The organism is Spirillospora sp. CA-142024, assembly GCF_050942325.1.
Lineage (GTDB): Bacteria > Actinomycetota > Actinomycetes > Streptosporangiales > Streptosporangiaceae > Spirillospora.
This window is the reverse complement of the sequence record NZ_CP192077.1, coordinates 625,920-640,131: the sequence shown is the minus strand read 5'-3', so window position 1 is coordinate 640,131 and position 14,212 is coordinate 625,920. Positions and strand designations below refer to the sequence as shown.

Below are 14,212 nucleotides of genomic sequence, written 5' to 3'. Positions count from 1 at the left end.
GTGTACCGTTATGGGCATGGCGACAGAGACGCAAGCCTGGCCGGATGGCCTTGCGGTGGCGCAGGTACGGGTCGCGCGGCCCACCGACAAGCTGGACGAGGTGGTCACCTTCTACAGGGATCACCTGGGCCTGCTTGAGCTCTACCGGTTCAACGGCCACGCCGGTTATGACGGTGTGATGCTCGGCCTCCCGGGCACCGACTACCACCTGGAGTTCACGTCCCACGCAGACGGCAGTCCGTGCCCGGCGCCCACCGATGACAATCTGCTCGTGCTGTACTTCGCGGGCGAGGCGCGGATGTACGACGTGGTCGAACGGCTCGCGGCGGCCGGGCACGAACCGGTGCCGGCGGAGAACCCCTATTGGACCGAGAACGGCGCCCTGACCTTCGCAGACCCGGACGGCTGGCGCGTCGTCCTGGTGCCCAAGCCCGTCTTCTGATGGCTGGACGCGCACGCGACCCGCGCATCGACAGCGCCGTGCTGGCCGCCACCGTCGAGCTACTCGGCGAGGTCGGCTACCCCGCGCTGTCGATGGGCACCGTCGCCCAGCGCGCCGGAGTGCATCGCCCAGCCGTCTACCGCCGCTGGCCTTCCAAACGCCACCTCGTGGTCGACGCGGTCGCCGACGGCCTCGGCCTGCGCCCCACCCCCGACACCGGCGACCTGCGCGCCGACCTCATCACCGGCATCACCACAGTGGTCGACTCTCTGGCCGGCACACCCCTCGGCCGCGTGCTGCCCGCTCTCGTCGCGGACCTTCACACCGACCCCGAACTGTCCGAACGCTTCCTGGACCGGGTGTTCCACCCCCGCCGCGCCACCACCGCCGCCACGCTCCGCTCGGCCGCCGAACGCGGCGAGATCCGCGCCGACTTCGACCTGGACTTCGTCCTGGACGCCCTGGCGGCCCCGCTCTACTACCGCATTCTGTTCGGCCACCTACCCCTGACCCGCTCCGTGGCAGAACAATCCGTGGACACCGTCCTCGCCAGCCTCCGCCTCGGGAGGACCGCACCCGAACAGGACGGCGCCCAGACCTCCAACCCTGAGTAGCGCTGGTTCAGGGAGTTCACACAGGTCCAGCTATTCAGTCGCCTCGGCGGTGCGGTGGTCACCGACGAGTCGTCCAGCACCCGCAATAGCTGCCGGGCTGTCGCGATCAGCAGCGGCGGGACCTTTTCACGGCTTGCACCATTTCCTTGATGCCGGGGATGCCGGGGGTTGGGTGTATCGCGGGCGTATCGAAAATCGCATACGCCGCCGCAACAGTCTCCGGTTTTCGATGGAGACACCGACCACAGCGGTCCGTGCCGAGGGCCCGGCGCCCTGGCCTCGGAGTCCATGGCGGTGTCGGCATCACCCCATTCTGGCCGCAGACCCGGGTCACTGCCGGGTCACAGCTGTCGGCACCGTGCTGTGACCGTCCGCTGGCTAGAAAGTCGCGGGGGAAGGTGATCACGAAAAGGGAGAAGGAAAAGGCCATGGCCAGTGCGAGTGACAGGGAGTGGGACCGGCGTTCGATGCTGCGGGGCGGCGCCGTGGTGGCCGGTGCCGCCGCGGCCGCGCCGCTGCTGGGCGGGGCGGCCTCGGCACGAACCGGCAGAGGTGCACGACTCGGCCCGATCCCGCCGGACACCCGTCCCGGCGGCGCCTACGACCGGTACATCGCGAAGCTGGCCGCCGAGGACAAGTTCTCCGGAGTGGTGCTGCTGTCGCACCGGGGCCGGACGGTGCTGTCGCGCAGCCACGGCATGGCCGACAAGGAGAAGGGGATCCGTAACCACGAAGGTGTCGCGTTCAACCAGTACGGCGGGCCGTTCATCAGCCTGTCCATCGTGCAGCTGGCGCAGCTGGGCAAGGTGAAGCTGTGGGATACGGTCGGCACCTACCTGACCGGTTTCGCCAAGGAGATCGCTGAGCAGGTGCGCGTCCACCACCTGCTTATGGGCACCTCAGGGTTGTCCTTTCCGGAGCGCGACTACCAACGCATCTTCCACAGCAAGGAAGAGCAGCTCGAGTACGACCAGCAGTACACCCGGCAGGCGAAGCTGGACGCAGCCCCCGGTGCGGGTTCGAAGAAACCCGGCTGGGGTTCGGAAGTCGTCGTGCAGATCGTCGAGGCGGTGTCCGGCATGACGTTCTGGGACTACGTGCACAAGCACATCTTCGAGCGCTGCGGCATGACCGGCTCGGGGTACTACACCAGGCCGCAGTGGCTGGCCGACGAGCACATCGCGCACTCGTACATGAAACAGGCCGACGGCAGCTGGGTGGACGCCGTCCGCAACCTGGACAAGGACAGCCCGAGCCCGGGCATGGCGGGCCAGAACAATGCCCGCAACTTCGTCCCGGACGGCGGGTTCGTCACCGCACCGGACATGGTCCGGTTCGCGGAAGCGTTGTACGACGGCACCGTGCTCGACCCGCCCTGGGCCGACGTGTACACCTCGGTCAAGGCCCCCAATTTCCGAGGCTCCCCAGGGTTCGCCACCTACGGGCCGACAGCCCACATCGTCGAAGGCCAATGGGAGCTCGGGCGCGGCGGCCCCCACCCCGGCAGTTTCACCTACTACAGCATCTACCCGGACACCGGGTGGGTCGGCGTCGTCGTCAGCAATTACGACGACATTCCGCTGCAGGAGATCACCGGACAGCAGACGCAGGCCATCACCGGGGCTTCACCCGGCGACGGCGACGGTGGCGGCTGACGCGCAACCAAGGGCGGAGCCAACCCGAAGAAAGGGCCCAGACCGGGAAATCCGCCGGCTCGGGCCGGGTGGATTCCGCGGCGGGCAACCAGATCCTCCGGGGCAGCGTCGAATGGCGCCGACTCCAGGGCGCGGGCCAGGTCCTTGACCGTATGAGCGGTGGGGCCTCGTCCCGCGGGGAGTTCTGGAGCGTAGAGCCGGCCAGGGTCTGTCGGTGGCTTTGGCGGACGGTTGTGCGACCGTGGCGGCACTCTTGGACCGTCAGGTCAATGGGAGGGCGACCGCTGGCGCCATGTCGTCCTTCCGCTTGTCGTGGAGCGTGGTTCTGTGGTCGACAGCGCGGTTGAGGACGTCCCGGCTGAGGAGAGTGAGGGTGTGGACGGGGAGGCTTCCTGGTTGGGGCGCGGGGTTGCGTTGTTCACGCCCGTGTTCGCTGTTGCGGCCGGGTGGTTGGCCGGGATCGTGGCGCAGCTTGTACCGGGGGCTCACCTCGATGAGACCCAGGTGACCGCGTTCATGGTGGCCGCCACTACCGCAACGCTTGGGTCCGGGTGGAAGTGGCTCCAGGGGTGGCAGCAGCATGAGCAGCTCGTCGCAGAAGGGAAGTCCTCGCCGGTTAAGAGCAGTCGGCAGCGGCGCAGGCGCAAGGCGAACTGAGTCGGGTGGAGCGGACTCACGACGTCCAGGGCGACGGCCTGAGAGGTAGAGGTAAGCCCACCGGAATGCGGGGTTCACGCCCACGGACAGCCCTGGGGCCGGCCCGGCAGAGTTTCACGTAGATGCCAGCCCCCCAGAAAGGGTGTCTCGTGGACACAGTTCTTGCTCGTCGCTTCACCGGGTGGTCGTGCCTTGCCGCCGCTGCCGCCTTCATCGTCGAGGTTCCGCTGTACTTCGTTTACTCGGGGCCGCCGCCGGACGCCAATGTTCTCGGCCGGCTGTTGATCGGGATACTGGCCCTTGGGTTCCTGCTCGTCTTCGTGACGACGTTCCGGGAGTTCATCAAGAGCGTCGACTCACGGCACGAGTGGGTCGGCAATCTGGCGTTCGCAACCGGGCTCAGCTACGTCGTGGTCACCCTGGTTTCCAGTGGGCTGGAAGCCGGGGCGGTCATCGAGGCCGACCATCCGATCGACCCCACCATCGCCGTCAGCGGCACCTACATCCTCTACGGCTCGATCGGACGCATGCTGCTGGGTTTCTTCCTGGTCGCCCTGGGATACGCCGTCACCAAGACGAACGTCCTCCCGCGATGGACCGGCACCTCGGCCTACGTGCTCGCGGCGGTCAACTTCGCCTTCATTCCATCGCTCTTCTTCGGCAATGAGCCCTCGTTCTTCTACGCCGCCAACGGCTGGGGCACGACCGCGTCGATGGGGGCCATCCTCAGCTACTGGCTCCTCATGATGGGCATCGTCACGCTGAGGAGCACGCGCGGTCGCACCCATCACCTTTCGGAGGGTGCGCACGGCATGCAGGGCTGAACCTCCGTCGCGAAGGCCGGTGGCCGTCGTGGGCTCACGCCCCCGGCGGCCATCCATGATTTCAAGAACGAGTGGCGGCCCGCCTACGCGTGAGTTGCGGCCCCCAAGCACTCACGCCACTGCAGGCCAGCATGCCGCACCGCATGAACGTGCGCCACACGATAAAGCGGTCGGAGCTCCAGAACGAACAACCACCCGACCTCTTCCCCCTTATCACAACGGAATTCATAACCGAGCGCGGTCACAGCTGACGGGCTACTACATCCGCTCCGGGGCACAGATCGATTCCAAGTCCGCCGGCGACAGCACCATCGCCTCGACCTCGACGCGTCCCTCGATATCGGCCTTGAGAAGCCGGTGGAACCCATCCAGCACTACGAGACGGCCGTTGTGCTCGACCAGGTGGATCGGGTGCCCCAGATCGCTGGCCACCACAAGCACCTCCGGCATCATCGCCAGCAACTCATCCCGGCTCACCCTCGGTGCGGCACGATCCGACCCCACGACACCTCCCATTCACACCAAGCACGCCAGACCCGATCACTAGTGTCCCGGAAGTCGGCACCGGACCCAGAACTCACCCAAAGATGGGCTGATTCTGGCCCCAGGAATCACTATCAGCTGTTCGGGCCAAAACGCGGCACCCTGGCTACCACCGCATGTTCATCGGCGGTTCCCTCACGCTGATTGCCCTCTGATGCTGGTGGTGCAGCCGGTGCGGTGGGCCGCGTCGGCCGGAGGTCTCGCTTGACGGACGTATCAGCTAACCGCTAACTATTAGCTAGCCGTTAGGGGTGATGCATGCAGGACGCGGTGCTGGCGATGCTCGCGAAGGAACCGTCGCACGGGTACCGCCTGCGCGAGCGGCTGCGGCGGGCGCTCGGTCCCCTCGGGGAGTCGATGAACGCCGGTCAGGTCTACGTGACCCTGGCCCGGCTGGAGAAGGCGGGACTGGTCGTCTGCGAACGCGCGGAAGGGCTGCCGGACCGGCCGGACCGCAAGGTGTACGCGCTGACGCCGGCCGGGCAGAAGCGGGTGGCGGCCTGGCTGGCCGAGGTGAGCTGGCCGAAACCGAATCTGGCGGAGTTCCACCTCAAACTCGCCGCGGCGGCCGCGGGCCGGCTCGCCGATCCGGTGGAGCTGGTGGACGCGCAGCGCCGCGAGCTGCTGCGGCGGTTGGGGGAGGCGCAGCGCGCGATGCTGGCCGAGCCGGACGGCTCGACCGCCGGCCTGTTGCTGGAAGGGGTCGCGTTGCGGCTGCAGGCCGACCTGCGCTGGTTGCAAGCCTGCGAGCGGGTCTGGTCGAGGCTCGAGAACGAATCCGAGGGTGCATGAACGAGGGCGACGACGTGCTGCAGGTCCGCAGCCTGTCCAAGCAACATGGCCAGGGGCAGGGCCTGGTCCGGGCGGTCGATGAAGTCGACCTGGACGTACCGGCGGCGCAGATGCTGTCGGTGACGGGGCCCAGCGGCTGCGGGAAGTCCACCCTGCTGCACATGCTGGGCGGGCTGGAGCGCCCCACCGGCGGGGAGGTGTGGCTGGCCGGCCGGCGGATCGACACCCTGAGCGAGCGGGCGTTGGCCCGGCTGCGGCGCCGGTCGGTGGGGTTCGTCTTCCAGGCCTTCCATTTGGTGGAGGAGTTGTCGGCGGCGGAGAACGTGGAGCTGCCCGCGCTGCTGGCCGGGCGCTCGCCGCGCGCGGCCAGGCGCCGCGCGGCCCTTCTGCTGGAGCGGGTCGGGCTCGCCGACCGCGCCCGGCATCTGCCCTGGGAGCTGTCAGGGGGCCAGCGGCAGCGGGTGGCCATCGCCCGCGCCCTGGCCAACGAGCCGCTGATCTTGTTGGCCGACGAGCCGACCGGGAACCTGGACACCGCGGCGACGCTCGATGTGCTGAGGCTCTTCGAGGACCTGCGTGCCGCGGGGCAGACCCTCGTGATCGTCACGCATGACGAGCGGGTCGCGGCCACCGCGGACCGGGTGGTCTCGATGCGCGACGGGACGTTCGTCGACGACGCCCGGCTGGCAGGCACGGGGCCGGCAGGCGCCGGACGGCTCGACGGACTGATCGGGCTGGAGGGCTGAACGCCGTGGGCCGCATCCTGCTGGTGTTCCGCCTCGTTGCCGCCGACGTGCGCCGGCATCCCGCCCAGGCCGCGATGCTGATCGCCTCGATCACCGCCGCCACCGCCACTTTGGCCCTGGGCATGTCATTGAACGGGGCGACCGGCACGCTCTACCAGCAGACCCGCGCGGCCACGGCCGGACCGGACGTGGTGGCGCTCACCCCTGACAGCGGCCGGACCGCGACTTCGGCGATGGCGGCCTTGGAGCGTGCTCCCGGGGTCGCCGGCCACAGCGGGCCGCACCGCCAGTACTACACGACGCTGACGGCGCACGGCCTCACGTCCCGCGCGGTGGCGCAAGGCGCCGACGCGAAGCCGGGGCCGATCGATCGCCCGCTGGTCACCTCGGGCACTTGGGTACGTCCCGGCGGGGTGGTGCTCGAACGCGGCTTCGCCTCCGCCCTGGGGGTTCGGGTCGGTGACCGCGTCACCCTCGCGGGCCACTCGCGTCCCGTCGTCGGGATCGCCGTGACCGCGGCGCACACCGTCTACCCGTGGGCGGCGATGAACGGCCCGGGCGGCGGCCCGGACGACGCCACCGGTCTGGTCTGGGTGAGCAAGACCGACACCCGGGCGCTGGTGGCCGCCGACGTTCCGGTGACCTCGCTCCTCTACCTGAAGTTGCGGGACCCCGCCGCCGCTCAGGAGTTCGTGGTCTCTCGCCGTCCCTACAGCGACCAGTACCCGACGAACTTCTTCACCTGGCAGTTCATGGCCGCGCAGGACAAGGTCATACTCAGGCAGAGCCAGCCGGTCCTGGTCATCGGCAGCTGGCTGCTCGGCTTCCTGTCCATCGGCGGTGTGGCCACGCTGGCCGCGGGACGTGCCGCCAAGCAGACCCGCCGTGTCGGGCTGCTCAAGGCCGTCGGTGCCGCCCCAGGCCTCATCGCCGCCGTCCTGTTCGCCGAATACCTGATCCTGGCGTTGCTCGCCGACGCGCTGGGCCTGACGATCGCACGGCTTACCGAGCCCTTGGTCGTCAATCCCACCGCGAGCCTCCTCACCAGTGCCACCGGCCCGAGCGGCGACACCGTCTTCCTCACGATCGTCGTCGCCCTGGCCGTAGCGGTCCTGACCACCCTCGGACCGACCGTGCGGGCCCTGCGTACCGAGACCGTCGCCGCGCTGGCCGACACCGCCCGCCTCCCAAGGCGCCGGGCCCGGCTGAACAGGGTGTCGGCGTTGCTGCCGACCCCGCTGCTGCTCGGGCTGCGCCTGATCGCCCGCCGCCCCGGGCGCGCGGTCCTGCACGCGTGCAGCATCGCGGTCTCGATGATCGGCGCCACGGCCCTGCTGACGTTCTACGCCCAGCCCGTTCACAACTACGGCCTGGGCTCTTCGGACCTGGGCAATGTGCAGATCGAGCTAGGACGCCACGTACTGCTGGCCGTCACTTTCGCGCTGGCCGCGCTCGCCTCGGTGAACATCATCACGATCACCTGGACCACCGCGCTGGAAACCCGCCCGACCATGGCCATCGCGCGCACCCTCGGCGCCACCCCCGGGCAGATAACGGCCGGACTGTCCGCCGCGCAGCTTCTGCCCACCGTGCCCGGCGCCGTCATCGGCGTCCCCGTGGGGATCGTCCTGTCCGGAGATGCGATCATGCCGCCCGCCTGGTGGCTGTTCACCGCGGTGCTCGTGTCGCTGCTGGTGACGGCGGCGCTCACAGCCCTGCCCGCGCGTATCGCGGCCCGCCGTTCCGTGGCGCGCACCCTCAGCGCTACTGTTTGAACGTGTTCAAACAACGTGCGTTCGGGTTCTGGTCCGGCTACACACTCGGAATGTTCCGGTGGTTGCCCCGCTCAGCCGCCGCGGCGGCCGGTGAGCATGTCCACCACGTGCACGATTACCTCAGGACCTATCGGCGGCGGTTCACGATCCTCGACGACCGCCTCGAACTGTGGTTTCTGGGCGCCGCGACGGCGGACCTCGTCCCTCTGCTGTTCGGCGAGCGGTTCGCCGCGGTCTGGTACCGCGGTGTCCTCGTCGATCCCGGCTCGGTCAGGATGCGCGGGTCACTGCGGTCCCATCTGGCGGCGCGCCCTTCACGGCCCGTCACAGCGGTGACCGCGACCCATGCGCACGAGGAGCACACGGGGAACCTGCGCTGGGCGGCGGACCACTGTCAAGCCTCCCTCCATCTCCCCGGCTCGGTCGCCGGACAACTCCGCGCGCCGACCCGGCTTCCGATCATTCGCGCCTTCGCCTTCGGGACCCCTGCGCCTGTCACCGGTACCGTCCACGACGGCAGTGAAGCCATCGACTTTCCCGGTGGCCGGTTGGAGGTCATCCCTGCGCCCGGGCACAGTAGCGACCACGTCGTCCTCTACGACCGCCAGGAGCGGATCCTGTTGGTCGGCGACACCTTTATCGACACCTACTTCTCGGCCTCCAACGCGGAGACCGACGGGACGGCCTGGCTGGCCACCCTGGAGCAACTGCTGACCCTGGACTTCGATCTCATGGTCGAGGGACACGGGCGGGTCCACACGCTCCGGCGCGACGTACCGGACATCCCTGGCGTCGTCGTGCGTGAGGACCCGCGTCACATCTTGGAGAACAAGCTCCGCTTCCTGCGAGGACTGGCCGAACGGGCCCAGGACGCCCGCGACCGAGGTCTCTCCTTCAACCGCGCCGTCGCCGAGGCTTTCCCCTGGGAGCAACGTCCCAGCTGGGAACGCCTCATCCCTGACGAACTGGCCCGCCTGACCTCATTTGGGGAATTCTCCCGCCACCGCCTGGTCCGCTCCCTCCTCGCCCCCAGCCGGCGCTAACACGCCGGATGCGGGGTTCCTTAGGGTGGCGGCGAGGGGATTGCGGAGGAGGTGAGCCGGGGTGTTGACGCCTGAAGAGGTCCGGGGGCTCTCGAAGGACGAGCGGGCCACGTTGCTGCGAGCGTTGATCGCGGCCGGGGATGCGGATCCTCTTGAGGAGCCTCAATATCGGCGGCGGCGCTGGCTCGCGCTGGCATTGCTGGTGGGCTGCTGTGCCTGGCTCGTGCCCTGGACGGTCGTGCTGGCGTTCACACTGCCGCAGCATTTCACGGCGGGGCAGTGGGCCGTCGCCTGGATCGGGTTCGATGTCGCGTTGACGCTGGCGATCGGCGCCACCGCGTTCGCCGTTTGGAAGCGGCTGCAGATCGCCATTTTCGGGCAGGTCGTCAGTGGGACGTTGCTCGTGTGCGACGCCTGGTTCGACGTTTGGCTCTCGTGGGGGTCGGGCGAGTTCGTTCTGAGCGTCCTCACGGCGCTGCTCGGTGAGTTGCCGTTGGCCGTTCTGCTGTTCCTCGGTGCCCGGAAGCTCGTGCTGCTGACCATCCACGCCCTCTGGGTGCGGGAAGGGCGGATCGGACCCGAGCCGCGGCTTTGGGAAGTGCGGCTCGTCGCCATCGGCGCCCCGGAGAAGCGTCGATAGGTTCATCTGCCGGCATTGCGTGGCTGTCGTGCGTTCATCTGACGGACGGTTTCCACCGCTAGCCATGAGGTTGTGCGTGCCATTTTCGTTCTCTTAGTTTTGGCTCTTGGTCTTGTCGCGTGTGCGACCGCAAGGGCCTCGGTCAACGGCAAAGACGTCATCGTCGTCGGCGTGAAGGCCGACCAACCAGGGCTCGGGTTCAGGAAGGACGGAATCCTCCGGGGATTCGAGGTCGATGTCGGGACGTACATCGCCCGGCATCTCGGGGCCTCCCGGGTCACCTTCCAGGAGGTGAGGTCGGACAACCGGGAGCAGAAGCTCAACGATCACGTCGTGGACCTCGTCCTGGCGTCGTACTCCATCACGCCGGATCGGGCCAGGCTCGTGAGCTTCGGCGGGCCCTACTACGTCGCCCACCAGGACGTCATGGTGCGGCGTGGCCAGACGCGGATCAAGGGCGTGCGCGACCTGGCGGGACGGAAGATGTGCGAGGCCAGCGGATCGGTGTCGACCGAACGCGTGGTGACCGGGTTGAGCATTCCGGCGCAGCTCGTCCCGGGGGCGTCCTACAGCGACTGCGTCGCGAAACTGCGTCGCGGGACGGTCGATGCCGTTTCCACCGGGGATCTGGTCCTGGCCGGGTTCGCGGCGCCGGATCTGCGGATCCTGAACGCGCCTTTCACGGACGAGCAGTACGGGGTGGGGATGCGAAAGGGCGACATCGAGGGATGCGAGCGGGTGAACCGCGCCATCACGACGATGTACCAGGACGGGACGGCCGGCCGGCTGCTGCGGAAATGGTTCGGGCACAGCGGGATCCAACTGGTCGAATCCGTTCCGCAGTTCGAAGGCTGCACAGAGTGACGACCCCTTCCGGGTCGGGCACCTCCCTTCCGGGTCGGGCATCCGGTCTACTCATTCAGGGGAGTCGAAAGATTGAGTATTGCGTGACCTGCTGGGCCGGTTCACTCTGAAGGCGCTCGTTCACCGGTGATCTTTCGGCCCCGATCGGAGCCTCCCTCCGACCGAAAGGTTCAGCATGCGGTCACGACGTTTCCGCACGATCGCCGCGTCCCTCGGTATCGCCACGCTCGCGACGACCGGAGCCCTCGTCACCGGCTCCGCGGCCCAGGCGGCCACCGCCGCCTGCTACGACAACGAGAAGACCTTCTCCCTGCCGGGCAAGCCCGACGTCTGGGTCGGGATCGAACTGTGCATCCACCACACCAGCGCCGACCGGCGCGTCGCCCACGCCGACGTCTCGTGGGACGGGTCGTTCCTCGGCGGTAAGCGGTTCGACGGGTTCGAGGTCCTGATCCGCATCGAGCGGAACGACACCGTCTACGACTACGAATGGTGCGACTTCACGGACACGATCAACAGCGAGCCGAGCAGCAGCCACTGGTACTGCTCGGTCGCCTACACCTCGACCGCCGACGGCGGCTGGAGCGCGGACGGCGCGGTCATCTACAACATCAACAACGACGGGGACGGTGACAAGGTCTGGGACCTGCACGGCACGCCGCTGGTCACCTGACCTCTCCCGCGGGGGCGGGCGCGCTCCGCCCGCCCCTGCAACCGGCATGACCCGTAATGTCGGTGCCCCTGGCTATGGTCGAACCGTGGCTGAGGACAGGGTTGCTTGGGACGAACTCCTGGCGGCGGGCTTCCTGCATGCCCTTCGGGAGGCCCACCGTGAGGCGACGCTCGCCGTGTTCGGCGGATTGAGCCGCGCGGCCGGGTTCACGGAGCGGTCATACGGGGTCAGTGCGTTCGACGTGCTGGCCACGCAGATCGACCGGGTCTTCGAGGCCGAGCCCCAGGTCGTCCGGGACGATCTGAACGGGTCGCCCGGCTGGCGGTACGGCCGCTACCGCATCCTGCTGAAGCGGCACGAGTTCGGGAACGTCTGGGGAATCCGGTGGGACAGGGACAGCCCCACCAAGCAGGCCGTGGCGCAGCAGAGCTACATCGACGACCCCCAACTCAGCCTCCCGCTGGGCATCGAGGGGCACGACACGCCCGGGGCCGTGACCCTCGTCCTCGCGCACAGCGCCACCGAGGCACCGCTGGAAATGGAGCTCTTCCTGGGCCGGGCCAGGTGGAACGCGGACGGCGGGACGGCCTGGCACTGGGTCAAAGCCGTGGACGACACCATCGGCCCCGATCCACGTCGTAAGCTCGTCGAGCGGACGATGCCGCTCTGGGAGGACGAGCAGGAAGACGTCCCCATGCGGCTCCGCGAGGAGAGGAAGACGGCCTAGCGACAAGGGTGGGGCAGGGTGCTGTTCGACTGCGAGCGGCTGACGCTTGCCCGGCGGCTCAGAGGATTGCGCAAGAACCAGCTCGCGCAGGCCGTGGGGACGACGCCGAAGGCGATCGGGCAGTACGAGGCGGGCGTTCAGAAGCCCGAAGAGCTCACCATCAGGCGCCTCGCCGTCGCGCTGGGCGTGCCCGTCGAGTTCTTCCGGACCGCACGCACTCCTGTCTCCATGGACGGAGCCCACTTCCGCTCATTGCGGTCCACCAGCCAGATCGAACGCGACCAGGCCCTCGCCTATGGGCGCATCGCCACCGATGTCGTCGCCGTCCTGGAGAATCTCGTCGACTTCCCCGAGGTGGATCTGCCCGAATACCCCGTCTCGCCGGACGAGATCGCCGGCAGCGGTCCCGTCGAGGCGGCCCGGCTCACCCGTAAGGCACTGCTCGACGAACCCGGGCCCGTCCCCCATGTCGTCCGGCTGCTCGAAACGCACGGAGTGCTCGTCCTGGTGCTGCCCCAGGCGGCCGAGCGGGTCGACGCGTTCAGCGTGGGCGTTCACCCGCGGCCGATGGTCTTCTTCAACCCGGCGAAGGGCGACTACTGGCGCAACCGGTTCGACGGCGCGCACGAACTGGGGCACCTGGTGATGCACGCCGACGCCGAGCCCGGAGAGAAGATCGTCGAAGATCAGGCGCACCGCTTCGCGGCGGAATTCCTCATGCCCGCGGACGATATCGCCGGCGAACTGCCGGCCACCGCCGATTGGGAGCGGCTGACCGCGCTAAAGGAGAGATGGCGCGTCAGTATGTCGGCGCTGCTCTACCGGGCCCGGACGCTCGGCATTATGAAAGAGACCGCATACCGGAACGCCATGAGCACCATGAGTTCCCGCGGCTGGCGGCGGCAGGAGCCGGGGCCGGCGAAGCCGCTGGAACAGCCGACCATGCTGACCCGCGCCATCGAGATCGTCGCCCAGGCCGGAACCGGCCGCGACCAGGTGGCCGAGCGGGCCGGGGTGCCGAGATCCGACCTCGACCTTCTGGTTCCGCGGCGATGAGGCCCACCCGCGAGGTCCCCTTGCGGCCCCGCCGGACGGAGCGATCCTGCCGAGGCATTTAACACGAAGATGTGATTTGCACAACGCGGCAGACCAGTTAGATATATCTGTCCGGAGGTTTCCTGCGCAACCGCCATTGCCTGTGAGACGCTCCGATGGTTGCCGGGACGAACGTACGGGACGCTGGAGATCTTGTGCTTGACAATCGGCAGACGGGTCCGACCGCGTTGCGCATGCAGATCGGGGCGCGGTTACGGCGCATGCGGGAGGAGAGGGGCTTAAGCAGGGCGCAGGCGGGTGAGATCATCCGCGGTTCGGCGTCCAAGATGAGCAGGCTGGAACTCGGGCGGCACGGCTTCAAGGCGCGGGACGTCCTCGAACTCCTCACCCTCTACGGCGTGGACGACGAGGACGAGCGCAAGAGCTTTCTCGACCTCGTCCAGGAAGCGAAGAAGCCCGGCTGGTGGCAGAGCTACGGCGACGTCATACCCGGCTGGTTCGAGCAGTACCTCGGGCTCGAACAGTCGGCGACGACGATCCGCAACTACGAGGTGCAGTACGTCCCCGGCCTGCTGCAGACGCGTGACTACGCGCGGGCCGTCATCGGGCTCGAACACCATGACGCCGCGTATGACGGGCTCGAACGGCGCCTCACGGTGCGGATGAAACGGCAGGAGATCCTCCACCGCGGGAGCGGCGCCGCGACGCTGTGGGCGGTGATCGACGAGGCGGCGCTGCGGCGGCCGATCGGCGGGCCGGAGACGATGCGGGGCCAGATCGAGCACCTGATCGCCGTGTCTGAGGGCATGCGCAATGTGAATCTGCAACTCCTGCCGTTCTCCGCGGGCGGCCATCTGGCGCTGGGCGGCCCGATCACGATCGTGCGGTTCGCCGAACACGATCTGGAAGACGTGATCTACCTGGAGCAGCTGACCGGCGCCCGCTACCCGGAGGGCCAGGAGGCCGTCCGCTACCAGAAGATCATGGACCTGCTGGCGATCCGCGCGGCCCGTCCCGCCCGGACCACCGCGTTCCTCAAGGACCTGCTCGCGGAGTTCTGAACCCCCCGCCGGCACGAACGGGCCCCGGCGACCGGTCCCCCGTCAGGACGAACGAGTCCCCCGCAAGCGGGAAGAAGACCGGACCCCGCGCTCCATAGCG

General features: G+C 68.5%; 16 protein-coding genes. 15 read left to right on the top strand and 1 reads right to left on the bottom strand.

Annotated features, from left to right (window positions below; genetic code table 11):
• Window positions 1–16: 16 nt before the first annotated feature.
• The 5 genes from ACQPZP_RS03265 (at window position 17) to ACQPZP_RS03245 (ending at window position 4,192) form a co-directional block, all read left to right on the top strand.
• Complete coding sequence (locus ACQPZP_RS03265; protein ID WP_433476132.1) at window positions 17–442, top strand: VOC family protein; 426 nt, start codon at window positions 17–19, stop codon at window positions 440–442.
• Window positions 442–1,056 carry a TetR/AcrR family transcriptional regulator gene (locus ACQPZP_RS03260; RefSeq protein WP_433476131.1) on the top strand — a complete coding sequence of 205 codons (615 nt, stop codon included), beginning with the start codon at window positions 442–444 and terminating at the stop codon, window positions 1,054–1,056. The genes ACQPZP_RS03265 and ACQPZP_RS03260 overlap by 1 nt, the downstream gene beginning before the upstream one ends.
• A gap of 428 nt (window positions 1,057–1,484) precedes the next feature.
• Entirely contained in the window at window positions 1,485–2,711 is a 1,227-nt protein-coding gene (locus tag ACQPZP_RS03255; protein WP_433476130.1) for a serine hydrolase domain-containing protein, read from the top strand.
• Window positions 2,712–3,038: 327 nt separating this feature from the next.
• On the top strand, window positions 3,039–3,368 hold the full coding sequence (locus tag ACQPZP_RS03250; RefSeq protein ID WP_433476129.1) for a hypothetical protein: 330 nt from the start codon (window positions 3,039–3,041) through the stop codon (window positions 3,366–3,368).
• Between the two features lie 122 nt (window positions 3,369–3,490).
• The gene (locus tag ACQPZP_RS03245) at window positions 3,491–4,192 is read left to right on the top strand and encodes a hypothetical protein (RefSeq protein WP_433476128.1); all 702 of its coding nucleotides are present in this window, start codon (window positions 3,491–3,493) and stop codon (window positions 4,190–4,192) included.
• 258 nt (window positions 4,193–4,450) lie between these two features.
• Here the strand turns inward: ACQPZP_RS03245 and ACQPZP_RS03240 are convergent, their stop codons facing one another.
• Window positions 4,451–4,624 (bottom strand): hypothetical protein, encoded by a 174-nt coding sequence (locus tag ACQPZP_RS03240; protein ID WP_433476127.1) that lies wholly within the window; start codon window positions 4,622–4,624, stop codon window positions 4,451–4,453.
• Window positions 4,625–4,993: 369 nt separating this feature from the next.
• On the opposite strand from ACQPZP_RS03240, the gene ACQPZP_RS03235 reads away from it, so the two are divergent.
• The 10 genes from ACQPZP_RS03235 to ACQPZP_RS03190 all read left to right on the top strand — a co-directional run bounded on the left by ACQPZP_RS03235 (window position 4,994) and on the right by ACQPZP_RS03190 (window position 14,112).
• Complete coding sequence (locus ACQPZP_RS03235) at window positions 4,994–5,527, top strand: PadR family transcriptional regulator (RefSeq protein WP_433476126.1); 534 nt, start codon at window positions 4,994–4,996, stop codon at window positions 5,525–5,527.
• Window positions 5,524–6,273, top strand: a complete 750-nt coding sequence (locus tag ACQPZP_RS03230) for an ABC transporter ATP-binding protein (RefSeq protein WP_433476125.1) — start codon at window positions 5,524–5,526, stop codon at window positions 6,271–6,273. Before ACQPZP_RS03235 ends, ACQPZP_RS03230 begins: the two co-directional genes overlap by 4 nt.
• A gap of 5 nt (window positions 6,274–6,278) precedes the next feature.
• The gene (locus ACQPZP_RS03225) at window positions 6,279–8,048 is read left to right on the top strand and encodes an FtsX-like permease family protein (RefSeq protein WP_433476124.1); all 1,770 of its coding nucleotides are present in this window, start codon (window positions 6,279–6,281) and stop codon (window positions 8,046–8,048) included.
• Between the two features lie 2 nt (window positions 8,049–8,050).
• Window positions 8,051–9,091, top strand: a complete 1,041-nt coding sequence (locus ACQPZP_RS03220; RefSeq protein ID WP_433476123.1) for an MBL fold metallo-hydrolase — start codon at window positions 8,051–8,053, stop codon at window positions 9,089–9,091.
• Between the two features lie 64 nt (window positions 9,092–9,155).
• Window positions 9,156–9,731, top strand: a complete 576-nt coding sequence (locus tag ACQPZP_RS03215) for a hypothetical protein (RefSeq protein ID WP_433476122.1) — start codon at window positions 9,156–9,158, stop codon at window positions 9,729–9,731.
• Between the two features lie 171 nt (window positions 9,732–9,902).
• The gene (locus ACQPZP_RS03210; RefSeq protein ID WP_433476121.1) at window positions 9,903–10,595 is read left to right on the top strand and encodes a glutamate ABC transporter substrate-binding protein; all 693 of its coding nucleotides are present in this window, start codon (window positions 9,903–9,905) and stop codon (window positions 10,593–10,595) included.
• A gap of 175 nt (window positions 10,596–10,770) precedes the next feature.
• On the top strand, window positions 10,771–11,268 hold the full coding sequence (locus ACQPZP_RS03205) for a hypothetical protein (RefSeq protein WP_433476120.1): 498 nt from the start codon (window positions 10,771–10,773) through the stop codon (window positions 11,266–11,268).
• An 85-nt stretch (window positions 11,269–11,353) separates the two neighbouring features.
• Window positions 11,354–11,995: a hypothetical protein gene (locus tag ACQPZP_RS03200; protein WP_433476119.1), complete on the top strand. Its 642-nt coding sequence runs from the start codon at window positions 11,354–11,356 to the stop codon at window positions 11,993–11,995.
• 18 nt (window positions 11,996–12,013) lie between these two features.
• Entirely contained in the window at window positions 12,014–13,051 is a 1,038-nt protein-coding gene (locus ACQPZP_RS03195) for a helix-turn-helix domain-containing protein (RefSeq protein WP_433476118.1), read from the top strand.
• 155 nt (window positions 13,052–13,206) lie between these two features.
• The gene (locus tag ACQPZP_RS03190; RefSeq protein WP_433476117.1) at window positions 13,207–14,112 is read left to right on the top strand and encodes a helix-turn-helix domain-containing protein; all 906 of its coding nucleotides are present in this window, start codon (window positions 13,207–13,209) and stop codon (window positions 14,110–14,112) included.
• Window positions 14,113–14,212: the final 100 nt, after the last annotated feature.

Bases quoted from the DNA above. Each gene is read 5' to 3' on its own strand.
- ACQPZP_RS03265 (WP_433476132.1), top strand. From the start codon at position 17: ATGGCGACAGAGACGCAAGCCTGGCCGGATGGCCTTGCGGTGGCGCAG.
- ACQPZP_RS03255 (WP_433476130.1), top strand. From the start codon at position 1,485: ATGGCCAGTGCGAGTGACAGGGAGTGGGACCGGCGTTCGATGCTGCGG.
- ACQPZP_RS03190 (WP_433476117.1), top strand. From the start codon at position 13,207: ATGGTTGCCGGGACGAACGTACGGGACGCTGGAGATCTTGTGCTTGAC.
- ACQPZP_RS03260 (WP_433476131.1), top strand. From the start codon at position 442: ATGGCTGGACGCGCACGCGACCCGCGCATCGACAGCGCCGTGCTGGCC.
- ACQPZP_RS03245 (WP_433476128.1), top strand. From the start codon at position 3,491: ATGCCAGCCCCCCAGAAAGGGTGTCTCGTGGACACAGTTCTTGCTCGT.
- ACQPZP_RS03235 (WP_433476126.1), top strand. From the start codon at position 4,994: ATGCAGGACGCGGTGCTGGCGATGCTCGCGAAGGAACCGTCGCACGGG.
- ACQPZP_RS03230 (WP_433476125.1), top strand. From the start codon at position 5,524: ATGAACGAGGGCGACGACGTGCTGCAGGTCCGCAGCCTGTCCAAGCAA.
- ACQPZP_RS03205 (WP_433476120.1), top strand. From the start codon at position 10,771: ATGCGGTCACGACGTTTCCGCACGATCGCCGCGTCCCTCGGTATCGCC.